The sequence below is a fragment of the Methylophilus sp. QUAN genome, from assembly GCF_015354445.1.
Lineage (GTDB): Bacteria > Pseudomonadota > Gammaproteobacteria > Burkholderiales > Methylophilaceae > Methylophilus.
In genome coordinates this window covers 1291166-1315218 of record NZ_JADKYT010000001.1, presented here as the reverse complement: position 1 = coordinate 1315218, position 24053 = coordinate 1291166, and the positions used below count along the sequence as shown (strand labels likewise).

Sequence of the window (24053 nt, the reverse complement as noted above, 5' to 3'; positions counted from 1 at the left end):
TTTCCTAGTTTTGATTGGCCGCAGCGATAGGGGATAACCAGCCAGAGATATATTCCAGTTCAATCTGCACAAGACGAAGCTCCCTCTGAGCGTCAATAATGTCCCGCTGTGCATCAACAACTTGTCTTTGAACAATTAACAACTGAGGCAGACCAATTTCACCGTTTTCAAACGCTAATTTAGATAGATTCAGATTCTCTTCGAGCTTTGGATATACCTCGCTATCCAAACGTCTGACACGGTCTTTGATGTTTTCACGCCGCAGCCATGCCGCCTCTACAGTCGCTTTTGCATTACGAGTGCCAGAGGCACGATTGATTTCAGATTGAGTGAGTTCAGCCGACGCCCGACCAATACCTGCTGCATTTCGGCGGAAAATAGGCAAAGGCATAGATACACCAATGGAAGAGATATTGTCGCTACCTGCCAGGCTGGCCTCGGTCGTATTGATCAGACTGACTGTTAAGTCTGGGTAACGCATGCTCTTTTGCAGTTCTAAACGAGAACGTGCAGAAGCCTCTTTACTGGTAAGTGCCTGGATGCCTGGCCGTGTATCTAGCTTATTGAAAAGATCTTGCAGCGTATATTGCGTTTGATTTGGCGTTAACTCGCCCATGACTTCAGGAAAGTCATTTGCATTAAGCTGTAGTGTTGCAGCCAGTTGAGTTCTGGCACGCAATAGTTGCTCATTGAGGGAGATTAGCTGATTTCTTGCACGTTCTGCGTCCACGATGGCCAGATTGCCATCAAGCAAACTATCCTCGCCGGCACTAACTCGCTTACGTGAGAGTGAGGTGTTCTGCTCGATGAGTTTGAGAATGCGCTTTTCAACGTCTATACGCTTTTGTACGGCAAGCACGTTAATGAACTGCTCTTCTAATTGTGCATGCAAGAGCCGGTACTCTTCAGCGATATCCTGACTAATGGCCGTTTTGCTTTCTTCGGCCGCTTGTCTACGGAAGCCTTGTTGGCCTGCAATCTCAAAGGTTTGTGAAACACCAATACCATACTCGCCGCGATATGGGTCTGAACCACCTGTTTGCGCAATTCGGCGCGTTCTGGCTTCCAAACTCAGTGTTGGGTTGTAATAAAGTGGACCGGATGCGTCCTGGAATTCGCCGGCAGGAATACTCTGGTTGGCGATCAAGCGCTTCAGATCTGGGTTGTTCTGGGCAGCGATATTCCAAGCTGCGTCCAGTGTTAATGGTTCAGCCTGTATAGATGGGGCTGACAAGAAAGCTATTGAAACCAATAGCCATCTTCTAAAAGATGATTCAAACACGGTAAGACCTCTCTCGTTAGATCAATGATCAAGACGCCGAATAAATCGGCATCTTAGAAAAATTGATTAAGCGAGCGCAGGAGGTCGGTAGAGACTTTTCAGAACAGGATTGGTGAATTGATCTTTAGATTCGATTTTGAAAATCGTTGTATCTAATTCTGGTAGTGAATTAATAATTTCACTGGTTTCAATGGCCGTCATATGTGCAGAGATATGGCAAGCATGATTACAGAACTGCTCCGGCATTGGCACATTCTCATTATCCGAAATGGAATTAACATGCGACTTATTAATCAAGTGCACATCTTGCATCACGGCTTGAGACGTCGTTGCATCATCAAACAAAACTTCTGGCGAAAAAGCCCACACTGATGAACTCATCACTGAGATCAGCGCAAGAAAAACCATAAACTTTCTGAAAATTTGATACATGCTTTTTTAAATCTAACAATAACTTATTGATTAGTCAATTTTTTCAGTGTAACCAAATGTACGAGAATCCAATTGAGGGGTAATGCGTGGAGTCTCTACCTCAATGATGTTAAATCTGCAGAGTTTGCAGTCTCAGGATCGTCCTTCTGCAAAAAATGCATAATATGCAATATAAAAAATGGAATAAATACTTAAAATCAATGGGTTAAAAAATGGCATCCGAATTGCTTATTGGGAACGATAATCATTAGAAGATACATACAATGCTCATAAGTACTTTCAAAACAGGGATTGGAAAATACTTTTCTGTACCAGAAACACAAACCAGGTGGATATTTGCGATTTCATTATTCATCATGGTCACTGGCAACCTTTCCTTTTGTCAAAACCTGCTGAAAACTTATCCGTTAAGTTTCCATAACCTACCATTCTTAGTTTCTCTGGTAATTTTCTTCTTTGCTACAATCGCTATCGTCTTTCAGATTCTAAGCATAGGCAGACCAGCAAGATGGGTTTTAGCCGCATTGATCATCGTCGCTTCCACTAACGCTTACTTTATGGATAGCTTTGGTGTGGTTATTGATCACACAATGATGGATAACGTAGCGCAAACTGACCTCAAAGAAATGCAGGGATTGCTCAGCTTCGAGCTATTGTTCAGATTCGTTGCGCTTGGCTTGATTCCAGCCTACTTGGTCATAAAGTTCTTTCCAAAGAGTGCATCACTCAAACAAGAACTTAAAGGTAGACTAAAAGCGATTTCCGCACTTGGATTAACAGCCATCATGGTTGTTTTACCATTCACTGCTGGTTACGCGTCATTCATTAGAGAGCATAAAATTGTCAGATTTTATGCAAACCCGACTTACTCAATTTACTCTGCCTACAACTACTTGAGTCAAGAAGCCAAGGTCTATGAGGCACGCAATACAGTGCTCAAAACCATTGCTGGAGACGCAGTAAAGACTACCTCTACCAGTAATAAACATAAGCTGATTATTATGGTGGTTGGCGAAACAGCTCGGTTTGACAGGTTCTCGCTGAATGGTTATCAACGTATTACCAATCCCAACCTCGCAAACGCCAATGTGATCAGTTTTGATAACGTTTCCTCTTGCGGGACTTCTACAAGTGTTTCAGTGCCGTGTATGTTTTCTTCTCTTGGTAAGAAGAATTACGATAAACAGGCAGCATTAAATCAAGAGAATGTCATTGATGTGCTCGCCAGAAATGGCATTGACGTTTTGTGGAGAGACAACAACTCAGACTCCAAAGGCGTTGCTTTGAGAGTTAAATACCAAAACTTCCAGTCAACCACATTGAATCCAATTTGCGATCCAGAATGTCGGGACGTTGGCATGTTGGACGGTCTTGATAAGCACATCCAATCCAAAGGCGATAAAGACGTCCTCATCGTATTGCATCAAATGGGCAATCATGGTCCAGAATACTTCAGGAGATACCCAGCTAGCTTTGAAAAATTTAGCCCGGTTTGTAAATCCAAAGAGCTTAAAGACTGTACGAAACAAGAGATAGACAACTCCTACGACAATGCAATTCTTTATACGGATTATTTCTTGTCAGAGGTTATCAAATTCTTGAAACCCTATGAAGAAAATTATGATGTTGGAATGTTGTATATCGCAGACCATGGAGAGTCTCTTGGTGAATATGGAATGTATCTGCACGCGGCTCCAGTGATGATTGCGCCAAAAGAGCAAACCAGAGTGCCATTGATAGTTTGGACAGGAAACTCATCTGCTTTCCCGGAAAGTCACTTAAGGCAACATAAAAGCTTGGCGCTAAGCCATGATGATGTATTTTGCTCTTTGTTGGTGGCGTATGACTTCCGTTCAAGTATGTGTACGCCGTACGTGGAAGCAGCTAGACATCTGCATGACTCATTAGACCATGATGCAATTGCAGTAGATGATAAGGGCGCTTCAAGCTAAAAACAGTTTGAGTTATTGGTCCCAGTTAATTAGGGCCAACACCCACTCCATTCAAGTTTGGTTTGCCGTTTTCCTAAACAGTAACCTCAATTTTCTCGCGGAAAACGAAGTGCCAAACAATCCAGCTGATGTGTATGGTGTGTAACCAAGGTTGAGGCTTAATATTAAAGAGTGTCAGATTTACTAATTGAACCCAAAGATGGCTTTGAGAAGTTGCCAGCAAAAGGTAGATCTACATGCACCTTGCCCCATGAGCATACGAATACTGTTTATATCGGGCTAGGATATAATAGAACGGCCACGTAGTTCTTTTCAAGCATTTTATAAGTTTGCTTATTCTCTTCTAATAGAACACTTCAAGCACACCAAAAAATGCTCCCCAGTTATCTCGATGAGCCACACTGCAAATATGCAAAAGGAAATCTAATTTTGGCTCTCCTATTAGATAACTCTCTATAAGATAATACGATCCTGATGCCGTCAGAACTGCATTATTTTGCTTATCGAAATACTTTATCGGAGAGGTATGATAAGCATTTTTACCTTCATCATTTTGAATAAATCCTACTAAAAAAACGTGTTCAATTGGATGTGCCGATATCACTCGTTTGTAAAAAAAGGCATCTTGGATAACGCCATTAATACAGGTAAATTTCAGATTTGAGTTTAAGTGTACCAAATCATTTAGTGACACTCTCTCCAATTTAAGCTGATCTCGATTTCTTCTGATTACGTCATCTAAACTCTTAGGGATTAAATCAATTCCAAAACTCTCTTCATTCAAATTCGTCATCTTCATACCTCGAAAATTTATTTTATTTGTTGACACTATATATAGTGTAATGCTACTTTTGAGAAACTCGCAATATCCTATACTCCCAGCATCAGCCTGGAGTACATATGGATACCAAAATTGCGTTCGGAATTACTTTGAAGGGATTTAGAAAGTCAAACGGGATTACACATAGAGACTTTGGTACTAGTCGTACATATATAGGTTCTATTGAGAAAGGTCATGTTTCTCCAACTTTAGAGAAAATTGATGATATAGCCAAAGTTGTAGGTGTCCATCCTATCAGTTTGATTGTCCAGACTTATCTAAACATGGATGTGAATCATTCGTTTGAATATCTGATTTCCATAGTTAAAGAGGACCTAGCTAAATACCATTCAGATCTATGACTTACTATTTGGATAGCATTTATGTTTTTTTCTTTTTATCAAAAAAACAGTATTGAACTTGTTGACTATTCCCCTTGGTTTCTTTGTGAGGTGAGAGAGGAGGAAGGTGTTTCTGGAGATATCAGTTTTTCTAAAACTCATTTAATCGCAGATTTTATAAAGCTAACTGACTTTGCTTCAGGAAATGAGATAAACAAAGCATACGTCGTTATTCCTTACTGTTTGAATAATACAAGCGATTGGAGTTTGGCAAGATTAAGAGGAGTATCACTTGCACAATATTTTCATGAAGGAATTGAAAATATAGTATATCGCTATGAATTAGCTAACGAAGATACTTTTTTAGTTGACTCTTTAGGATTAAAAGTTGAAAGCGAATTAACTTTTAAACCGATTATAAAATTCAAGTAATCTAAATTGGTTTTATTGTATTAAACTCAATTACATTCTTTAAAAGAGGATCGTTTGAATTCTCTAGGTTAGACTGCAATAAGTTGACTCTTCTAGTCTGAACTTCAAGAAGATGTCTTAAGTGCTCATTGTCTTTGGCATACTGATCTGCTTTTGTTTTCCAAACGCGAACTTCCTCACGGCTACAATTCAGGCGCTCTTCTAAGCTTAGGCTCGGCAGAGGTGGGATTGTACTTTCTTTCTCACTCTCAACGAGTTTTACTAAATCTTTTCTTTGGCTTTTGATCTCTTCAAGCTTTTCTAAAGGCCAAACTCTATTATTTAGAGTACCTCTGCTAACCTTGGACAATCTAGCAAGCACTGACTGTGTAGGTTTGAGTTTAGGATTAGAGGATATTTTCTGTAAAGCATCAGAAATCCTATTTGTAACCGTAATAAAGTCAGCTTGATTTTTTTCTTCAAGAGCCTGAGGAAGACTTGATTTGTTAACTATTTTCAACTTTTTCTCCGAGACTTTCTAGAACCATCTTAGCTTCTAAAGCAGCAGTTAAATGAACGTCTTTAGCGTGAGCGAAAGCATCATCATGAGCCATCTGTATATTTTGCTCATAAATTCGCTTCCACTGAGGCACATGCGTTGATGTAATAATTGCTTGGCTACACTTTCCTGGATTACATTGAAGCGAACCAATGCAGGGACTTGTCTCTTTTGTCCCGTCTTTCAGTAAACGATCCCTACGACCTCCGCAATAGCCAGTGCCGACACTAGCAAAAGGAATACCTTGTTTTGAAAGCTGAGCCATTAGCATTTCTTTGGACCAGCCTTGAGCGGCCATGCCTTGAAAATATACCCTTCTTCTTTGTTTGAATTCCTCAGCCCCACCTCCAGCAACTGGCGTATCGGGATCATAAAGGCTTGAAGCAATCTCGGTGTATGCGTTAGTCGTCTGCCTCGCTCTTTGAGCAGAAATATCAGCAATATTCCCATACATCAAAGTAACTGACGGGGGTATTGCATTCAATGCAGAATATAAATGTTTCAATTGATGGGCAATAAACATTAAACCCAAATCAGCTCTAGCAAGTTGGTTCGCAAGACTATGACGAAGTTGGTGAGAACTGATAACCCAACTTCGCCATCTTTCTGTGGTATCGATTTCCCGCAAATAATTATTCATACTTCCAACAAATCCGGTAATGCTTAGAGGTGTTGGCTTTACTCCAATTGGTACAGTTTCTCTGCTAGAAATCAAATATGGATTGAATGTCACTCTTGAAATTTCTTCGAGACATCGCAATGCATCTCGCATTATTGGTATCGCTGGCCATATGTCATTTTCTTCTGGTGACAGGTCATCCTGGCTTTTAACTAATGTGCCCAGCAACACATAAATACCATGATGTTTCTTGATACAGCCTACTTGAAAGGTGGTCAAATCCGAATACCTGGCCCCTGTATACATTCCGATTATGGTATAAGCTGCCCGCTGGACCTTGTAAATGTAATCTAATACATCACTAAGTAATATTCCGTGATCCTCTTTGAATTTTGCTCTCAATTTGATAGTTCCAAAATGACGCTTCTTGCTTAAAGCCGCTGAAATTTCTCGGTCAATTTTCCTTATATTTGTATAGTCTTCAAAGACCAAATTCCCACCCGAAGAACATTCAAGAACTTTATGTTTTGGTATTTCAGCATGGCCATTATCAGCCGCTTCAATATTGAGCCAATTTAAAAAGCCTTTAACCTCTCCACAGGCACGGTTAGATAAGAATTTAAATAAATCATTTGGCATTACCGGATTGTAGTCCGTCCGCTGCGTTTCATACTTAAAAGCTAGCGCCTCAATATCAGTATTAGTCCAGAGCACCCCTTTACCCAAATATCTGGTTACGATTGGGCTTGTAAGGTCTTTTAAACCCTTTTTTAAAGCCTTACCATCTTTGAAGGAATATGATTTAAGAGTCTCCGCAATGTCATGAAGCCTAATATCCGTTATTGATGAAATATGACTCAGACTTCCTGATTGAGAACGTAATGAAATTAAACTTTCTTTATAAACTGCTGAGAAAAAGCGTGCCAGAATCTTGACCATTACAATAACTGTTTGTGGCTTTACCCATCCTTTTCCCTTTAGACTACTGTCAACAAGATAACTTATCGCTGTAAGTATTTTCAACTCATATATTAGCTGGTCTGGAATTGACCGGGCTTCATTTGAATCACCAGAAACATGACATCTATAGTTTTCCCAATTTATCTGAAGCCGAGAAATTGGTACTGATGTTTGTCTAGTTAAGCTTTCATCAAAAAAATCCCAAAAGTCGTCCTGAAATTTAGACTTCTTGGAAACATAAAACTCCTCGTCAAAGTTGAAGTCATTCTCTATTACGGATTTAATATCAATTTTCTTCGCTTTATCAATCACGGGTTACTCCATGATAGATTAGAGGGTCAATTACAACGTCTAGCGTCTCGGACATTTCGACAGCCCATTCAAGAACATCAGAATCGAACTCGCTTTCGTCTGGATCGAAAAGTTGCTCTAATAACTCGAGAGTTTTATCGTAATGATCTGCATTTGGTAGATTTTGAATATTGTTGTTCTGTAAGTCCAAGAGTTGACTTCGGTAGGCTGCTAACACTGGGAGGTGCTCTTTTAATAAGATCACGTTTTTACAAAAAAGACACATATTGAATCTAGTACATGCGGAACCTTGAACATACCCTTGCAATCTTTTTACAGAGTCAGGTGGATCGTAGGTGTTTTTACAATCTGCAACCAATCCCTTATAAATCTTGATTGGTTGATATTCGGGAGCCGTACTTATCTTTGTGGAGCACTCGTTTGTATAGTCAGCTCTATTCTCCCTAATTCTCTGCAAAGCCTCACTCACAACTTTACGAATTGGAATGTCAAGTCTGTTCTTATTTATATACATAAGAGTAGTTGTAATACTTTTGTGGCGAGCAACCTGCTGAATTTCAAAAAGGTCACGACCCGAAAGAGCCATATTGGTTAATTTAGTTGAGCGAAATCTCACCAAATTAAACTCCAACGGTTCTCCATCATCATTTCTTAAATCATATTTATTAACTATTTCTCTACACCAATTTGAAGTTTGTGCGGAACTCAGCCCAATTACCTCACCATACTTTTTTCGACTCCCTGCCTCATAAATTATCAATCTATTTTTAAGTTCGCATTCATCTTGCAATCCATCTCGCATGGTTTGTGTTAAAGCAACTAATGTGTCAAAAGCTTTCTTAACATTAATAGCTTGCTTTCTTTTAAGAGGTTGCTCATCCAAACTATCTAACAATGAGAGGTGCAGCTCCTTTTCCCCTCCAGAGCGTTTTTTTTCAAACTTTATGTAAGGCATGTTTGTTAATGGATGCTCATCAACATACGAATCTAGACTCAGGTTGAGTAAAGAGTCTGGATTTAATCCAGTGAGGTATATCAAATTCACAACCGTAGGCATAATCAAATTTCTCCCTATAAATGGAGTTACGCCCCAGCTGTGGTAGACATTCTGAATACCTCCGTGGGTATTACTGGCATGAAAGTAAAAATTCTTGTGTTTTGAACTATCCTCTGACTGATTTAAAAAGCTGGCATTACCCTTCATAACATTTTCAAAATACCATTGAAGATTGGCTTTAATTTTCCAGCCATGACCAGGATCATTAAGTCTCGCATTTGGGTTAGTTTCAGACTTAATTCGCGGGTCTTTCCCTTCGCCTGGCTTTAGGGAGGTGTAGCCGGCAAGGATTCGTAGGACAACTCTCATTTCTGAATTTACGGCTGTCAATATTTGTTCTAGCTCTTTATCCGAATAGTCTTTATGAGCATTAGTTTCTCTAAAGCCGGATTTTGTATTTGCATTCAGTATCGAATGACATGAAAGCAAATCTTGTGCAAATGCTTCCTTTAAAGTTTGCCGTACCGCGCTCAGAAAACTTACTAAGGTATGAGACGCGAGCTTTGGTAGGTCACTTTTTACATTTCCATGTAAGTCAGTAACTTTTTTCAATCGGACAAAAAAGAATTCATCAATATGTTCTTTTAAAATGAAAGGCCTATTTCCATGCTGCTCCTTCAAGTAAATCAATAATTTTCTTTTTGCTCCCATATAGGTTGATCTGGTTTCTTTTGTAGCAGCTCTGCTTGCCCTTTTATCGAATAACCAAATGATCTGTGCATATGGATTACCTGAAGTAGCCGCAGGTGGCTTCCCAAATTTTTCAATATCTAAAGGAGTTATGTTCGAGCTATTATTCAACTTTCACTCCAATTTTTTTTATGGGTGGTAATTCACGTGCTCTAATGTACGTTTCCTTAAAGATTTTTTCCGACTCTTCTATCCTTTTAATCATAAGAGGGTTATTTGATGCTTCTCTTAGCTTTTGTAGCAAGGCTACTGGAATCTGAGTATAGATTTCGGTTGTTTTAATGCTAGCGTGTCCGAGCATTTTCTGAAGATATAAAAGGTTATCTAGAAAGCTTCCACTTTCTTTTGCTTTCAGTATAGATATTGCGGTACCGTGTCTTAGTCTATGAGGTGACACTTTCTTACCTAGACCTGCCCTGTGAGCAGCATCATCCATAAATTTTTGTATTGCTTTAATGGTTAGCTCCTCTCCATATACATTAAAAAAAGCTGGTCTTGCTTGTTTTGGATTTGGGACATAATTAGCAAACATGTATGATTTTGAATTAAAGTAGCGATTCAATCTGACCAAGAGTGGTCTAGAAATGATTGTATCTCTCATTTTGTACGCACCATTTCGCCCCTTGCTACCCTTTATCCTTAATGGAAAATAATCATCAGTCTCAGGATAGTTTTCCATATTTGGAATATCATCTTGAGTGACTCTAAGAACTTCTGATACGCGAACTCCAGTGTCGAAAATAAAATGTGTGATAAGCCTTTGGATCTCCCAACGCATTCCTTTTGATAATTGAATAACTTCGTTGGGTAATAAATATCTAGGTATTCCTTTTGACGGATTTGAGGTTCGAAAACCAGAATTACAATATAGTGATTTCTTGTGTACTTTCCCTGAGCTCTCGCTAGCCAGCCAATTTGTAAAAGACTTAATAAGAGATTCATAACCTCTAACAGTGCTTGCTGCCAGCCCTTTATTTATTAAATGCTTATAAAAATCGTCGATGATAGTCAAATTTAATCCAACGATTGCTTGGTCCACTGTTACCTGCCCAAAGACTCTATGCGACTCGAGAAAACTACAAAAGTCTTTCAACCGTTTTGAATATAAGTCTAACGTGCATCTACTTCTTGATTTTGGAGACCCCACCATTGAATTCAGAAAATTTGTAGGAAGCTCTACTACACGCTCTAAATTATCAAAGAACAGGTATTCATTCTCGCAAACGGAATCCGCAGTATGGAGTATCAATTTGCACCTCTACTTTTGCTACACATTGATTATGTATTACAAAATCAAATAGCTAACTATTATTTATCGCGACAACATTATAAGAAAATAATATATCAACAAAAAAAACTTGTAAACCATAATTAAAGTTTAAATTGGTTTATTTGAAGGACTTGTGAAGAATTATTCTTACAGGTCTCACTCAATTAAACGTTACAGGCATGTGTTATGCCATTTAACAGTTCGCGGGTAAAAGTAGATTCAAATACGCTATCCAGTATCCGCAAAGGTCAAGTGCTCCGAGACCTCAAGCGATAAGGAAGATTTGAACGAGAAGCATAAGAATGAGGCAACTACTTGAAGATTCTGGCCCTATTAAATACAGGGATTTGAAGTGACATCTGCTTGAATATCTATGGAAAAGAAAGCAGATTTAAATTGATCAGATTAAATTTGGAATAACTGTAAGCGAGAATAATGTGTTTATTTTTGATACTTTAAATCTCAATAGACTTATGTAATGTACAAAAGCATTACGGTAGATAAATAGAAAAATATCTGCACTGCGCTGATACAACTGGCAAGAGAGCTTGCCATCAGCGACATAAAACTGAAAAAACGCATGACATGGCGGTAACTTCATGCGCTCTACGTCTGCTACGTTCCAGGCCGAAACGATTAAACGACGTGAATCTGGTGTCTTTTTAATCTGGTTGATGACCTGTGTGATCTGGTCAATATGCGTGCCGTCTGGCTTGGGCCAGTTGCGCCATTGGTAACCATACACCGGACCCAGGTTGCCCTGCTCATCTGCCCATTCGTCCCAGATGCTGACGCCATGCTCTTTGAGGTAGGCAATATTAGTGCTGCCCTGCAAGAACCATAACAGCTCATGGATAATCGATTTTAAATGAACTTTTTTGGTCGTCAGTAGCGGGAAACCCTCAGCCAGGTTAAACCGCATCTGGTAACCAAACACCGAGGTGGTGCCGGTGCCGGTGCGATCGGTTTTGACATGACCATGCGCCAGTACGTGGTTCAATAAATCATGATACTGCTGCATAGACAGGCTCCCGCTGCGAGTTAAGTATTGGCGACAATAAACGCTTTAATGGCATCAACACTGACATCCATCACTGTCGATGTTTGTGGCAAGTCTTCCAAGCCGGCCAGGCTGGCTGGACGCTCAGGTTTCTCACCCAGGGCTTCGACAATGGCATCTTCAAACTTGGCTGGCAAGGCGGTTTCCAATACCAGCATAGGCACGTCGGCTTTGCGGTGTTCCAGCGCGACTTTCAGGCCATCTGCCGTGTGGGTATCAATGGTCACGCCATAGTTGTCTTTGGTCGCGCGTATGGTTTGCATACGGTGCGCATGATTGCTATGACCAGACACAAAACCAAACCCGGAAACTTTGCTGAAATAGCCTTGCGCATTCAAGTCAAACTGGCCACCCGTATCTACTGCTGACCATAGCTCGCGCACTTTGCCACCATCCTGGCCAACCAGGTCATAAATAAAACGCTCAAAGTTAGAGGCTTTACTAATATCCATAGACGGGCTGGAGGTGTGGTAAGTATTGGCTGAACCGCGTGGCGCGTAAACGCCGGTATTAAAGAACTCGTCCAGCACATCATTCTCATTGGTGGCTACCACCAATTGGTCAATTGGCAGCCCCATCATACGCGCAATATGTCCGGCGCAAATGTTGCCGAAGTTGCCGCTAGGCACGGTAAAGCTGACTTTCTGGCTGTTATGACTGGTCACAGCCAGATAGCCTTTGAAGTAGTACACAATCTGCGCCGCAATACGGCCCCAGTTGATAGAGTTCACGGCACCGATTTTATATTGCGCCTTGAATGCGTGGTCATTGGACACAGCTTTGACCATATCCTGCGCATCGTCAAACACGCCTTTCACGGCGATATTGAAAATATTGTCGTCTTGCAGGCTGAACATTTGTGCGGTCTGGAAGCGGCTCATCTTCTGGTAAGGCGACAGCATAAATACACGCACGCCTTTTTTACCACGCATGGCGTATTCGGCCGCAGAGCCCGTATCGCCTGAAGTCGCGCCCAAGATATTGGTGGTCTGGCCAGTTTTAGTCAACACGTATTCAAACAGGTTACCCAGCAACTGCATGGCCATGTCTTTAAACGCCAATGTTGGGCCGTTGGACAAGCTTAACAGGTAAAGGTTATCTTCCAGTTTGAGCGTAGGCGTGATGTCTGATGCGTTTTGGCCTGCACGTGCGTATTGATACACTTCAGCACGGTAGGTTTTATCAATGATCGCTTTCAGGTCTACGTGCGGAATATCGCTGTCGTCTACCAGGCGTGACAGGATGGCAAACGCCAAATCGCTGTAATTCATGCCGCGCATGGCGTTCAAGTCAGCATCACTGAATTGCGGATATTGCTCGGGAAGGTACAAACCGCCGTCTGGCGCCAGGCCACCCAGCAAAATTTCACTAAATGTTAAAGCAGGCGACTGCCCGCGGGTACTGATATATTTCATTGCATTAACCTATGCTCAAAACCTTAATTAGCGTGACAATGCTTCCATGCGGATTTTCGTCACACCGGCGGCGATAGCAGGCAGTGCCTCAATATTGGCAATCGCTGCATCCATGATCTTTTCTTGCGTCGTGTGCGTCAAGATGACGATATCGGCTTCTGACTCGCCCTCGGCTGGCTCTTTTTGCAGCATGGCATCAATCGAGATTTGCAGGTCAGCCAACACCTTGGTGATATCTGCCATCACGCCCGGTTTGTCAGAAGCACGCAAGCGCAGGTAATAGGCTGAATGCACTTCGACAATCGGCAAAATCGGCAACACTTGCTGCTGGTCTAACTGATAGCCCAGATAAGCCACACGCTGCTCAGCCTTGGTGCCTTGCAAACGCGCAATATCCACCAGGTCAGCCACCACCGCACTGGCGGTCGGCTCAGCACCTGCACCGGCACCATAATACAAGGTTGGACCAACCGCATCACCTTTAACCACGACAGCGTTCATAGCGCCATCCACGTTAGCAATCAGGCGCTTTTCAGGAATCAGCGTCGGATGCACACGCAGCTCAACACCAGCCTCGGCTTTTTTGCTGATCCCCAGCAATTTCACGCGATAACCCAACTCTTGGGCATATTGAATATCTTTAATGGTGAGCTTGGTAATACCTTCGGTATACGCATGCTCAAATTGCATCGGCATGCCAAAAGCAATGCTGGCCATAATCGTGAGTTTATGCGCGGCATCAATGCCTTCCACGTCAAAGGTCGGATCTGCCTCGGCATAGCCCAGACGTTGCGCTTCTTTCAGCACGTCGGCAAAAGCCAGGCCTTTGTCACGCATTTCAGTCAGGATAAAGTTGGTCGTGCCATTGATAATGCCCGCCACCCATTCGATTTTGTTGGCACTTAAGCCCTCACGCAAAGCCTTGATGATAGGAATACCACCGGCTACCGCTGCTTCAAAGGCGACGATTACGCCCTTGTCAGCCGCGGCTTTAAAAATCTCGTTGCCGTGCACAGCCAGCAAGGCCTTGTTAGCGGTCACCACGTGCTTGCCATTGGCAATCGCGGTTAACACTAACTCTTTAGCGACGGTGTAGCCGCCGATCAACTCAACGACGACATCAATTTCCGGGTTATTCACCACCGCGAAGGCATCATCAGTCACGGCCACCTGGCCGCCAGTCACTTGCTTTGCCAGCTCAAGATTGCGATCAGCCACTTGCACAATACGGATATTGCCACCAAGACGGCGTGCGATATCTGCCTGGTTACGCGTGATCACGGTATAGGTACCGCCACCCACTGTGCCTATGCCCAACAACCCTACTTTTAATTCTTTCATACTCATACTCACCATTAATGGCTTGCGCGCACGCTTACCTTATTTTGAATGTTTCTTTATTTTGCATGCTTCTTGCGATAGCTATCCAGATAGCGGCCTATGCGCGTCATGGCTTCAGTCAAGTCGTCTACATTGGGTAAGAAAACCACCCTGAAATGGTCAGGTGTTTTCCAGTTAAAGCCGGTGCCCTGCACCAGCAACACCTTTTCTTCCAGCAACAGGTCGAGAATAAACTGCTGGTCGTCCTCAATCGGATACATCACCGGATCCAGCTTGGGGAACAGATACATGGCCGCCGCTGGTTTGACACAGGTTACACCCGGCATGGCGGTCAACATGTCATAGGCCAAATCACGTTGCTTGCACAAGCGACCGCTAGGTGCCACCAGGTCGTTAATACTCTGGTAACCACCAAGCGCCGTTTGAATGGCTAACTGCCCCGGCACATTGGCACACAAGCGCATGGAGGCCAACATGTTTAAGCCTTCGATATAATCTTTGGCATCTTTTTTATCGCCAGAGATAATCATCCAGCCTGAGCGGTAGCCACAAGCGCGATAGTTTTTAGACAAACCGTTAAAGGTCACAAACAGCACATCATCGGCCAGTGAGGCGATAGACGTATGTGTATTGCCGTCGTACAGCACCTTGTCGTAAATCTCGTCGGCAAAAATCACCAGGCCATGGTGACGCGCGATCTCGATAATACCTTCCAGTGTTTCTTTGGGGTACAAGGCACCGGTCGGGTTATTCGGGTTGATAATCACGATGCCTTTGGTGTTGGCCGTGATCTTGTTTTCAATATCAGCCAAGTCAGGCAACCAGCCGGATTGCTCATCACAGACATAATGCCGCGCCGTGCCGCCCGCCAGGTTCACCGCTGCCGTCCATAAAGGATAATCCGGCATAGGCACCAGAATCTGGTCGCCATTATTGAGCAGGCCCTGCATGGCCATCACAATCAGCTCGGATACACCGTTACCGATGATGATGTCGTCTATGGTCACGCCTGCAATATTTTTTTGCTGGGTGTAATGCATAATGGCTTTGCGCGCCGCGAACAAGCCTTTGGAATCCGTATAGCCTGAGGCGTGGTCCATATTGTGGATCACGTCCTGAACGATTTCTTCTGGCGCATTAAAGCCGAATGGCATTGGGTTACCGATATTCAGCTTGATAATGCGCTGTCCGTCTTCCTCCATCTGGCGTGCACGTTGTAATACCGGGCCGCGGATGTCGTAACAGACATTACTGAGTTTGCTGGATTTATTGACTGGCTTCATCGCTGGTTAACAAACACATCTGGCGTGTGTTAAGCTCTTAAAGTAAAACTTTCATTCTACCTGCAAACCCTTGCTACATCAATGAACCTTAGACCTTTGCCAGACTCTGAATCGGTAGATTTAAACGGAATTTTCATCATGGGCAATTTGCAGACCAGCCACGATTCCAAGCTATGAAACTACACTTACATACCAGCGAACAGCAATATCAAATTAATGGCGTCGAAAGCGACGCGGTGATCATTAATCGCCAGCGCTATGCACAGCCGGTGATTGTCAGCGAACAGGCCTTAAGTACAGACTGGTTTCAGGGGGCATGGGAAACATTGGATGCGCAGCAATTAGCTGCGATACTGGACTTCACCCCGGAAGTGGTATTGCTAGGCACGGGCGATAAACAGCGCTTTATTCATCCAAGGCATACGCAGGCTTTCCTGGCAGCCAACATCGCCGTGGAATGCATGACCACGGCTGCGGCCTGCCGCACCTTCAACATCCTGACCGCGGAAGGCCGCAAGGTGGTTGCGGCCCTGCTGCTGGAATCACACCTGGCAGCATCCGTATAAACGCCTGACTACTGCGGCTTGAGCGTTACTTGCAAACCATCAGCCGTCACTTGTAAATCGGTGGGCTGATATTGGCGACCTGCGTAGCTTAAATCCTCAGGCTTGACTTCATATAACACCAGTTGGTTCAGCCATTTGCCACTCAGACTTTGCGCCACTTGCTGCACCAGGCCATTCCACTCGCTATTGGCGCCATCCAGCTTGAAGGAATCCACGGCAGGCTGATCAAGCACCACGGCATTGCGTGCCTGGTCAAACTTAACCAAACCAGACACTCCCAGTTTGCCGGTAGCCGCGTTGGATAACAAATCACTTTGTACGCTGGCATCCATCAGGGTATGAATCCGGCCTGAGGCAGGATCCATCGAAACCAATGCATTGGAAAGCTGGACATGAAACACCTTCATGATGGTGAGTGGTTTTGCCAGCTTGTGATTGAGTTTTTGCTGTAACTGGGCGGTGTTCATTTTCACCGTACGATCACCCATACTCACACAGTGAGTCAGCAACAACCCTAGCAAAACTACCACGCAGAAGCTTTTTAAAAGACGCATTTGTAAGCCTTATTTAACACTTGCAACATTCGACAAAAATTGACAATCACGCAGACTGCATACGATAAGATCGTGCGCAATGAAAAAAATTTCCCACACCTCATCTGGTTTTACCCTGATAGAAATGATCGTCGTCATGCTGATTCTATCAGCGCTAGCGGTGACTGCCTATGCGCGCATCTCGCAGATTGATATACAAGCCAGGCTGGCAGCCTTGCAAGCGTTCAAAGCCAATGTGCTGGCCGTCGCCACCATGGCCAAGGGCGTGTGCATGTCAGACCCGCAATGCGACGGCAATCAGAATGCACCATCCGCCGTGATAGAAGGCAATACGATTTACTTTAGTCATGGCTATCCAGTTGGCTGGCTGGGCAATGAGAATGGCGCTGGCAGCTTGTCTCAACTGGTGGATGCTGGCAAATTCTCGGTGCAAGCAGCGCTGTCTGATACCAATCATGCCACCTACACGTTGCAGGGCGCCAGGGACAGCAATCACTGCAAACTGGAATACACCATCACCACGGGCTCAGCCAATGCATCAGGCCTGAGCGTCACCATCGACAGCTCCGGCTGCTAACCATCCCTACAAAAAAGAAAGGCAGCGTGTTTTAACAACACACTGCCTGTTTATTGCTTGCTGACGCTTTAAAGATTTTTGGTCGATAAAGTCAGTGTGGCATTGGTGCCACCAAAACCAAAGCTGTTGGACAACGCGGTTTGAATGCGCGCCGAAGCAATCGGACTACGCACAATATTCAAGCCTTCAGCTGCAGGATCCAGCGTCTCAATATTGGCAGAGGCTGCAATAAAGCCGTGCTGCATCATCAGCAAAGTGTAAATCGCCTCATTCACACCCGCAGCGCCCAACGCGTGGCCAGACAATGACTTGGTCGAGGCAATGGCTGTCTTGCTATTGTCGCCAAACACGGTACGAATCGCTTCCAGCTCCTTGGTATCGCCAACCGGCGTGCTGGTGCCATGCGTATTGATGTAGTCGATGTCTTCCGGATTAATGCCCTGCAATGCCTGCTGCATACAGCGCACAGCGCCTTCACCACTTGGTGCCACCATGTCATAACCATCTGACGTTGCGCCGTAGCCAATCACCTCGGCATAAATCTGTGCGCCACGCGCTTTTGCGTGCTCATACTCTTCCAGTACGACAATACCGCCGCCGCCGGAAATCACGAAACCATCGCGGTCGGCATCATAAGTGCGGGATGCTTTTTCAGGCGTTTCGTTATATTTGCTCGACAATGCACCCATGGCATCAAACAGGTAGCTCATGGTCCAGTGTTCTTCTTCACCACCACCAGCAAACACAATATCCTGCTTGCCGAGTTGAATTTGCTCAACACCCGCGCCAATACAGTGTGCACTGGTTGAACAGGCAGAGCTGATGCCGTAATTCACACCTTTAATTTTAGCGCCCGTCGCCAGGCAAGCGGCAATCCCGCTGCTCATGGTTTTGGTCACCATATAAGGGCCAACACGACGAATGCCTTTTTCTGCCAGCGTATTGGTGCCGTCCAGCATACTTTCAGTAGACGTGCCACCTGCACCGACAATCAGGCCGGTACGCACATTTGAAACCAGGTCTTCCGGCAAGTTTGCATCAGCAATTGCTTCCTGCATCGCCAGCCAGGCGTAAGCATGGCCCTTGGCCATAAAACGCAACAGCTTGCGATCAATCAAGGCTTCAACATCCAGACTTTTGATCGAGCCTGCCACATGCGAACGCAAACCGCGCTCGGCATATTCAGGTTGATAAGTAATACCGGAACGGCCTGCTTTCAGGCTGTCCAGCACTTCCTGTTTGTTATTACCAAGACTTGATACGATACCAAATCCTGTAATCACTACGCGACGCATTGCGCCTCCCATTCACTTCAAAAACTGTAAAGACGACTAGAAATTGTCCGTGCTGGTAAACAAGCCAACACGCAAATCACTGGCATTATAAATCTCGCGGCCATCCACTTCCATACGTGCATCGGCAATACCCATCACCAGCTTGCGCATGATCACACGTTTTAAATCAATGTGATAGCGTACCAGCTTGGCTGATGGCAATACCTGGCCGGTAAACTTCACTTCACCAGAACCCAGGGCACGGCCACGGCCAGGGCCACCTTTCCAACCCAGGAAGAAGCCAACCAGTTGCCACATGGCATCCAAGCCCAAACAGCCAGGCATCACCGGGTCACCGGTAAAGTGGCATTCAAAAAACCACAAGTCAGGACGAATATCGAGCTCTGCAATAATTTCACCCTGGCCGTATTTTCCACCCTCGTCAGAAATCTTTACGATACGGTCAAACATCAGCATTGGTGGTAATGGCAATTGTGCGTTACCTTCGCCGAACATTTCGCCGCGGCCGCACGCCAACAAATCCTCTTTGCTGAAATTACTTTTTCTAGTCATGTATTTTTAGATTTTTAGTATAAAACAATATTTTCGCCGGAAATTGCGTTTAGTGAAAGCTTTTTGTCATGCAACAACTATACCGACCTGTATACTTTTTAGAAAAATATAGGTAGTATTCACTAAATTGTTACTGAATTTTACAACTTGATAATGACCAGCCTATCAGGCTTTAAAGGATAATTTCGCATCATCAAGCCGTTTTCAATTACAAATTAGTTACAATTCAGCACCAACTAACGTTCAACCTTATCAGGAAATCAGGCATGCAAGATCAACAACTAAACGATTGGCGTACCCATGCGCTCACATTAGAGTCGGAAGTTAACAAAGTCGTCGTCGGTCAGGAAAATCCAGTACGCCTGATCACCACTGCCGTGTTTGCACGCGGCCACGTGTTGCTTGAAGGCGATGTCGGCGTGGGTAAAACCACTTTGCTACGCGCTTTTACGCGCGGCATTGGCGGCGGTTACCAGCGGATTGAAGGTACGATTGACCTGATGCCGAATGACCTGGTGTATCACACCTACCTGGGGGAAGATGGTAAACCACATGTGAGCCCTGGCCCGTTGCTGATGTCTGGCCAGGATTTATCGATTTTCTTTTTTAACGAAATCAACCGTGCCCGGCCGCAGGTGCACTCGCTGATGTTGCGCGTGATGGCTGAGCGTACGCTGACGGCCTTTAATAAAGAACACTACTTCCCGCACATGCTGGTATTCGCTGACCGCAACCAGGTCGAGCGCGAGGAAACCTTTGATATCCCGTCTGCAGCGCGAGACCGTTTCATGATGGAAATCCCGATTGTGGTGCCGCCTGCGCATGACATTATGGAGTCATTGATTTTTGACACGCGCTTCCACGATGTGGACCAGCTGATTTCAAATGTCCCCGCTGACATTCTCAAATTTGACCAGTTAAACAGCTTCGCCAAGGTCATCCAGGAAAATATCCAGGCCAGCCCTGCCCTGCGTAAATATGCACTGGACTTGTGGTTAGCCACCAAGGATCCGGTCGCTTACGGCGTCAAAGTATCCAATGTCGATATGAAACGCCTGGTACTGAGTGGCGCCAGCCCGCGTGGGATGGGCATGTTGCTGCGTGCGGCCCGCGTTAACGCCTGGCTCAATAATCGCCAGGCCGTGGTGCCGGAAGACATTCATGCCGTGTTCCACGAAACAATTGCGCACCGCCTGGTATTCAGTCCGGTTTATGAGATGCGCCGTACCGAAATCGCACGCGAATTGCTGACCGGCATTATCAATGCCGTCGCAGCACCTTAAGTTTTTGTTGCTGGAACGTTATGGAAACCATTAAGGAATTCAGCTACCACATCGGCTGGCGTTCCCGTTCGCGTCGCCCTGGTCGCCACAAGAGCAACCAGCGCGGTATGGGCATGGAGTTTCGTGGCCACACCACGTTGCTGTCATACCCTGACCCGCGCCGAATCGACATCCGCCAGACCATACGCGACCCGATGGAGCAGGTCTATGTGCGTATCTTTAACCAGAAAAGCGCCACGCCGGTATTTGTGATGTGCGATATGTCGGGCTCCATGCAATATGGCACACCGCATACCAAACTGGTCACCGCCGCCCATATCACGCGCTCGGTGGCACAATCGGCTAGCCGCAATACGGATCCGGTCGGTTTTATCGGCTTTGATGATGATGTGCATGACGAATGGCTGAGCACCCTCTCGCTGCGCCCGCACACCATGTTTGACCTGGCGGACCGCCTGGAAAACCATTTACCGAATGAAGTCGGTGCAGGCGCGCTGCTAGAGAGCGTACGCCTGTTGCCACGCGAACGCTCGCTGATATTCCTGGTATCTGACTTTCATATGCCGCTGGAGCAGTTGGAAGAAGCACTGCTACTGATGCTGCGCCACCATATTGTGCCGGTGATCCTGTGGAACAGCACCGAATACAAAGAGTTGCCGGAGTTTGGCATTACCAGTATCAACGACCCGGAAACTGGTGAACGGCGTACCTTATTCCTGCGCGCTTCTTATCGTGAACGTATCCTGGAAGCGTTTGCGGCCAGACGCCAGGCGATTGAAGATATTTTTATGAGATTTGATATGCAGCCATTTTTTGTGGAAGACACGTTTGATGCAGACCTGCTCACTGACTACTTCCACCAATATGTGCCTGCCTAAGGAAAGCGACCGATGAAAGCGCGCAACCATTTATTGTCATTATTTCTCGCATCGACCTTGCTATGCACCGCATTGAGTAGCGCGGCCGATGTCGTTCTGCCTTCGGTAGACAGCAAGTTTGTCAGCGTTAAAGAAATCAACCCCAGCCGCGATGCCGGTTATGTGGTGGGCGACAAATTGCAACGCACCATGATACTGACTGTCAAGCAGCCTTATGACCTGATCAAGGAATCGTTGCCTATCGTTGGTTATGAGCACAGATACCGCGGCCAGGTATCCGGCATAGAATTGACTGCGATTGACGTTGAGGAACAACGTGAAAGCAAGCAATCCGTCTATACCATTCATCTTGAATACCAGGTGTTTAAAATCGGCCGCGTCGCCAAACCGGCCATTTTAAGAGGCGAAATCGTCAAAGTGCGCCAGCAAGGCAGCAAAGACGTCAAACAATTCCGCATGCCATCGTTTAACTTCCGCACTTCACCGCTCTCGGTGTATGGCGAGGTCAACCTTAAAAATGAAATGAGCCCCTTTGTGGCACCACTCAAGCTGCATGCGGACAAAGAATGGCTGGCCCTCAAAGTCGCGGCAGGCGTGTTAGCCGCCAGCCTGTTGGCTTTGTTATACATCTTAGGCGCACGCACCTGGCTACCATATATGGGCGGCGCCTTTGCGAAAGCCTATCGCAAGATCAACAAACTGCCCGAAGATGAACAAGGCTTGCAACAGGCGATTTCAACCGTACATGCCGCCTTGCACCAGGTAGCCGGCCACAGCGTATTTGGTAATGGTGTTGAGCGGTTTTTACAAACCAAGCCCGCTTTTGCTGTAGCCAAACCAGATATCGAACGGTTTTTTGCATTATCGCGCCAGGTGTTTTTCGATACCAACACACCGCTAGAGTTGGGCATGCCACCCAAACAATGGCTGAAAAAATTCTGCCGCCATATGCGTGACTGCGAGCGCGGCTTACGCCCTGAGGTAAAAGCATAATGGCATTCACACATCCCTGGCTGCTATGGGCGCTGCCATTAGCGCTATTGCCACTATTGCTGGAGCGTGCACACAGCAGACATTATTCGTGGATAGGTCTGCTGCCGCCGGATCCACTGTCCAGCACCATCGGATTTCTGCTCAAGGTGCTAGCCGTGGTCAGTATCTTGTTTATCATTCTGGGCCTGGCCGGGCCACACAGCCTGGAACAACAAATTGAACGCACTGGCATCGGCGCGCAGATTGGCCTGGTGCTGGACCGCAGCGCCAGTATGGATGACCCGTTTGCAGGCGATAAGGATGGCCATGTCGGTGAAACCAAGTCGGTCGCTGCGGCCCGCATCATGACCAGCTTTGTCGAGCACCGTAGTAACGACATGATGGGCCTGATCACCTTCAGCAACTCTGCCATGTATGTGCTCCCGCTGACTGAAAACAAAGAGGCCATGTTATCCGCCATTCAGGCCACCGCAGGCAACTCCTTGTTTCAAACCAATATTGGCGGCGGCTTAACCAGCGCGGTGGAACTGTTTAAAGATGTGCCGGACTCTGGTTCGCGCGTCATCATCCTCATTTCGGATGGTGCAGGCCGTGTCAGTGACATGGTGCAGCAAAAACTGCGTGACTGGCTGCAACGCTATAACATCGGCCTCTACTGGATCGTGCTACGCCAGCCTGGCGGCGTCACTATTTTTGACCCGAAATATGCCGAAAGCAGCTACGACGGCCCGATGCCCAGCGAGGTCTTGCTGTACCAGTTTTTTCAAACCCTGCGCACACCGTTTAGCGCTTATGAAGCAGCTGACCCCAAATCACTCGAAGCCGCGATTGCTGACATTAATAGCAAAGAGAAAAAGCCGATTCAATACCTGGAAAAAATTCCAGGCCACGATTACACCAATGTCTGTTACTGGATTGCATTTGTCATGATTGCTTTCCTGCTGGCGGTTAAATATCTGGAGATACACACATGGCGCTCAGCGTAAATAAACTGGTGACCGGCCTGCTGGTCGTGGCAGTCGCGTCACTCGCCACCATAGCCTACAGCTGGCAACGCATACAGCAGGTAGAAGCCTTCAACGAAGCCGTGATGGTCGCCAAAAGTCCGCAAACCGACCAGCAAAGCTTTGAGGCAAAGTTTGCTGTCGCCTATTGGTTGGGTAAAAACGAACGCTATAAAGAGTCTACATTGCTGTTCACCAAGCTCATAGACCAGGCCAACCCAACCCAACGAGCGGCCATATTGCACAATGTAGGCAATATGTTCTTCCTACGCGCCATCCAGTTAACGGGCGGCAACGACAACAGCACGCGTGACGAGCTTGAATACCTGCTGTCGCAAGCGGCCACCTCTTACAAAACGGCCCTCAAGGCAGATAACCGTAATTGGGGTACACGTCGCAACTTTGACCGCGTACTGGGCCTGCTGCCGGAAAAACCGACCCCAGGCGTGGGCGAATCAGACAACCCAGGGCTGATCATGGGCAATATCCCTAACGGCTTGCCATAACAAGTTGTGTGTAACGCGTAAATCATTTGACTGAACATTAT

The 24053-nt window shown here is 45.5% G+C and carries 23 protein-coding genes and 1 pseudogene; 10 read left to right on the top strand and 14 right to left on the bottom strand.

Annotated features, from left to right (window positions below):
- Positions 1-4: 4 nt before the first annotated feature.
- Positions 5-1282, bottom strand: a complete 1278-nt coding sequence (locus INP79_RS06530) for a TolC family protein (RefSeq protein WP_368667977.1) — start codon at positions 1280-1282, stop codon at positions 5-7.
- 66 nt (positions 1283-1348) lie between these two features.
- Complete coding sequence (locus tag INP79_RS06525) at positions 1349-1714, bottom strand: hypothetical protein (protein ID WP_194753416.1); 366 nt, start codon at positions 1712-1714, stop codon at positions 1349-1351.
- Between the two features lie 263 nt (positions 1715-1977).
- Between INP79_RS06525 and INP79_RS06520 the strand changes: the two genes are divergently transcribed.
- Complete coding sequence (locus INP79_RS06520; protein ID WP_194753415.1) at positions 1978-3666, top strand: phosphoethanolamine transferase; 1689 nt, start codon at positions 1978-1980, stop codon at positions 3664-3666.
- 343 nt (positions 3667-4009) lie between these two features.
- On the opposite strand, the gene INP79_RS06515 is transcribed toward INP79_RS06520, so the two are convergent.
- The gene (locus tag INP79_RS06515; RefSeq protein ID WP_194741765.1) at positions 4010-4459 is read right to left on the bottom strand and encodes a hypothetical protein; all 450 of its coding nucleotides are present in this window, start codon (positions 4457-4459) and stop codon (positions 4010-4012) included.
- Positions 4460-4566: 107 nt separating this feature from the next.
- Here INP79_RS06515 and INP79_RS06510 point away from each other — a divergent pair, with 107 nt between their 5' ends.
- Both INP79_RS06510 and INP79_RS06505 read left to right on the top strand, forming a co-directional pair.
- Positions 4567-4848, top strand: coding sequence for a helix-turn-helix domain-containing protein (locus INP79_RS06510; protein ID WP_194741764.1), 282 nt, complete (start codon positions 4567-4569; stop codon positions 4846-4848).
- Positions 4849-4869: 21 nt separating this feature from the next.
- A complete protein-coding gene (locus INP79_RS06505) occupies positions 4870-5259 on the top strand; it encodes a hypothetical protein (RefSeq protein ID WP_194753414.1) in 390 nt (129 codons plus the stop codon).
- Between the two features lies 1 nt (position 5260).
- Here INP79_RS06505 and INP79_RS06500 read toward each other — a convergent pair whose 3' ends face one another.
- From INP79_RS06500 to INP79_RS06465, 8 genes and pseudogenes are all read right to left on the bottom strand, one after another.
- Positions 5261-5758 carry a hypothetical protein gene (locus INP79_RS06500; protein ID WP_194741762.1) on the bottom strand — a complete coding sequence of 166 codons (498 nt, stop codon included), beginning with the start codon at positions 5756-5758 and terminating at the stop codon, positions 5261-5263.
- Entirely contained in the window at positions 5745-7688 is a 1944-nt protein-coding gene (locus INP79_RS06495) for a tyrosine-type recombinase/integrase (RefSeq protein WP_194753413.1), read from the bottom strand. The genes INP79_RS06500 and INP79_RS06495 overlap by 14 nt, the downstream gene beginning before the upstream one ends.
- Positions 7681-9546, bottom strand: a complete 1866-nt coding sequence (locus tag INP79_RS06490) for a site-specific integrase (RefSeq protein WP_194753412.1) — start codon at positions 9544-9546, stop codon at positions 7681-7683. Before INP79_RS06490 ends, INP79_RS06495 begins: the two co-directional genes overlap by 8 nt.
- Positions 9539-10474: a tyrosine-type recombinase/integrase gene (locus INP79_RS06485; RefSeq protein ID WP_194753411.1), complete on the bottom strand. Its 936-nt coding sequence runs from the start codon at positions 10472-10474 to the stop codon at positions 9539-9541. Before INP79_RS06485 ends, INP79_RS06490 begins: the two co-directional genes overlap by 8 nt.
- Before the next feature lie 673 nt (positions 10475-11147).
- Positions 11148-11726: pseudogene (locus INP79_RS06480) on the bottom strand (thymidylate synthase); the annotation flags it as partial.
- 20 nt (positions 11727-11746) lie between these two features.
- The gene (gene thrC, locus INP79_RS06475; RefSeq protein ID WP_194753410.1) at positions 11747-13180 is read right to left on the bottom strand and encodes a threonine synthase; all 1434 of its coding nucleotides are present in this window, start codon (positions 13178-13180) and stop codon (positions 11747-11749) included.
- A 27-nt stretch (positions 13181-13207) separates the two neighbouring features.
- On the bottom strand, positions 13208-14521 hold the full coding sequence (locus tag INP79_RS06470; protein WP_194753409.1) for a homoserine dehydrogenase: 1314 nt from the start codon (positions 14519-14521) through the stop codon (positions 13208-13210).
- Between the two features lie 56 nt (positions 14522-14577).
- Positions 14578-15804: a pyridoxal phosphate-dependent aminotransferase gene (locus INP79_RS06465; RefSeq protein WP_194753408.1), complete on the bottom strand. Its 1227-nt coding sequence runs from the start codon at positions 15802-15804 to the stop codon at positions 14578-14580.
- Between the two features lie 173 nt (positions 15805-15977).
- Between INP79_RS06465 and INP79_RS06460 the strand changes: the two genes are divergently transcribed.
- Entirely contained in the window at positions 15978-16370 is a 393-nt protein-coding gene (locus INP79_RS06460) for an Mth938-like domain-containing protein (RefSeq protein WP_194753407.1), read from the top strand.
- A gap of 8 nt (positions 16371-16378) precedes the next feature.
- Here INP79_RS06460 and INP79_RS06455 read toward each other — a convergent pair whose 3' ends face one another.
- Positions 16379-16924 (bottom strand): DUF1439 domain-containing protein, encoded by a 546-nt coding sequence (locus INP79_RS06455; protein ID WP_228519744.1) that lies wholly within the window; start codon positions 16922-16924, stop codon positions 16379-16381.
- A 79-nt stretch (positions 16925-17003) separates the two neighbouring features.
- Here INP79_RS06455 and INP79_RS06450 point away from each other — a divergent pair, with 79 nt between their 5' ends.
- A complete protein-coding gene (locus tag INP79_RS06450) occupies positions 17004-17501 on the top strand; it encodes a type II secretion system protein (protein WP_194753406.1) in 498 nt (165 codons plus the stop codon).
- A 68-nt stretch (positions 17502-17569) separates the two neighbouring features.
- Here the strand turns inward: INP79_RS06450 and fabB are convergent, their stop codons facing one another.
- Positions 17570-18796: a beta-ketoacyl-ACP synthase I gene (gene fabB / locus INP79_RS06445; RefSeq protein ID WP_194753405.1), complete on the bottom strand. Its 1227-nt coding sequence runs from the start codon at positions 18794-18796 to the stop codon at positions 17570-17572.
- Between the two features lie 36 nt (positions 18797-18832).
- Positions 18833-19348, bottom strand: coding sequence for a 3-hydroxyacyl-[acyl-carrier-protein] dehydratase FabA (gene fabA / locus INP79_RS06440; protein ID WP_194753404.1), 516 nt, complete (start codon positions 19346-19348; stop codon positions 18833-18835).
- Between the two features lie 266 nt (positions 19349-19614).
- On the opposite strand from fabA, the gene INP79_RS06435 reads away from it, so the two are divergent.
- The 5 genes from INP79_RS06435 to INP79_RS06415 are packed head-to-tail and all read left to right on the top strand — an operon-like array spanning position 19615 to position 24012.
- Complete coding sequence (locus INP79_RS06435) at positions 19615-20631, top strand: MoxR family ATPase (protein WP_194753403.1); 1017 nt, start codon at positions 19615-19617, stop codon at positions 20629-20631.
- 20 nt (positions 20632-20651) lie between these two features.
- Entirely contained in the window at positions 20652-21509 is an 858-nt protein-coding gene (locus INP79_RS06430) for a DUF58 domain-containing protein (protein WP_194753402.1), read from the top strand.
- A gap of 12 nt (positions 21510-21521) precedes the next feature.
- Positions 21522-22502, top strand: a complete 981-nt coding sequence (locus INP79_RS06425) for a hypothetical protein (protein ID WP_194753401.1) — start codon at positions 21522-21524, stop codon at positions 22500-22502.
- Positions 22502-23488 carry a VWA domain-containing protein gene (locus tag INP79_RS06420; RefSeq protein ID WP_194753400.1) on the top strand — a complete coding sequence of 329 codons (987 nt, stop codon included), beginning with the start codon at positions 22502-22504 and terminating at the stop codon, positions 23486-23488. Before INP79_RS06425 ends, INP79_RS06420 begins: the two co-directional genes overlap by 1 nt.
- Positions 23473-24012, top strand: coding sequence for a hypothetical protein (locus INP79_RS06415; protein WP_194753399.1), 540 nt, complete (start codon positions 23473-23475; stop codon positions 24010-24012). Before INP79_RS06420 ends, INP79_RS06415 begins: the two co-directional genes overlap by 16 nt.
- Positions 24013-24053: the final 41 nt, after the last annotated feature.

Excerpts from the sequence above, each read along its gene's own strand:
- INP79_RS06525 (WP_194753416.1), bottom strand. The coding sequence starts at position 1,714 with ATGTATCAAATTTTCAGAAAGTTTATGGTTTTTCTTGCGCTGATCTCA.
- INP79_RS06520 (WP_194753415.1), top strand. The coding sequence starts at position 1,978 with ATGCTCATAAGTACTTTCAAAACAGGGATTGGAAAATACTTTTCTGTA.
- INP79_RS06515 (WP_194741765.1), bottom strand. The coding sequence starts at position 4,459 with ATGACGAATTTGAATGAAGAGAGTTTTGGAATTGATTTAATCCCTAAG.
- INP79_RS06510 (WP_194741764.1), top strand. The coding sequence starts at position 4,567 with ATGGATACCAAAATTGCGTTCGGAATTACTTTGAAGGGATTTAGAAAG.
- INP79_RS06505 (WP_194753414.1), top strand. The coding sequence starts at position 4,870 with ATGTTTTTTTCTTTTTATCAAAAAAACAGTATTGAACTTGTTGACTAT.
- thrC (WP_194753410.1), bottom strand. The coding sequence starts at position 13,180 with ATGAAATATATCAGTACCCGCGGGCAGTCGCCTGCTTTAACATTTAGT.
- INP79_RS06470 (WP_194753409.1), bottom strand. The coding sequence starts at position 14,521 with ATGAAAGAATTAAAAGTAGGGTTGTTGGGCATAGGCACAGTGGGTGGC.
- INP79_RS06465 (WP_194753408.1), bottom strand. The coding sequence starts at position 15,804 with ATGAAGCCAGTCAATAAATCCAGCAAACTCAGTAATGTCTGTTACGAC.
- INP79_RS06460 (WP_194753407.1), top strand. The coding sequence starts at position 15,978 with ATGAAACTACACTTACATACCAGCGAACAGCAATATCAAATTAATGGC.
- INP79_RS06455 (WP_228519744.1), bottom strand. The coding sequence starts at position 16,924 with ATGCGTCTTTTAAAAAGCTTCTGCGTGGTAGTTTTGCTAGGGTTGTTG.
- INP79_RS06450 (WP_194753406.1), top strand. The coding sequence starts at position 17,004 with ATGAAAAAAATTTCCCACACCTCATCTGGTTTTACCCTGATAGAAATG.
- fabB (WP_194753405.1), bottom strand. The coding sequence starts at position 18,796 with ATGCGTCGCGTAGTGATTACAGGATTTGGTATCGTATCAAGTCTTGGT.
- fabA (WP_194753404.1), bottom strand. The coding sequence starts at position 19,348 with ATGACTAGAAAAAGTAATTTCAGCAAAGAGGATTTGTTGGCGTGCGGC.
- INP79_RS06435 (WP_194753403.1), top strand. The coding sequence starts at position 19,615 with ATGCAAGATCAACAACTAAACGATTGGCGTACCCATGCGCTCACATTA.
- INP79_RS06430 (WP_194753402.1), top strand. The coding sequence starts at position 20,652 with ATGGAAACCATTAAGGAATTCAGCTACCACATCGGCTGGCGTTCCCGT.
- INP79_RS06425 (WP_194753401.1), top strand. The coding sequence starts at position 21,522 with ATGAAAGCGCGCAACCATTTATTGTCATTATTTCTCGCATCGACCTTG.
- INP79_RS06420 (WP_194753400.1), top strand. The coding sequence starts at position 22,502 with ATGGCATTCACACATCCCTGGCTGCTATGGGCGCTGCCATTAGCGCTA.
- INP79_RS06415 (WP_194753399.1), top strand. The coding sequence starts at position 23,473 with ATGGCGCTCAGCGTAAATAAACTGGTGACCGGCCTGCTGGTCGTGGCA.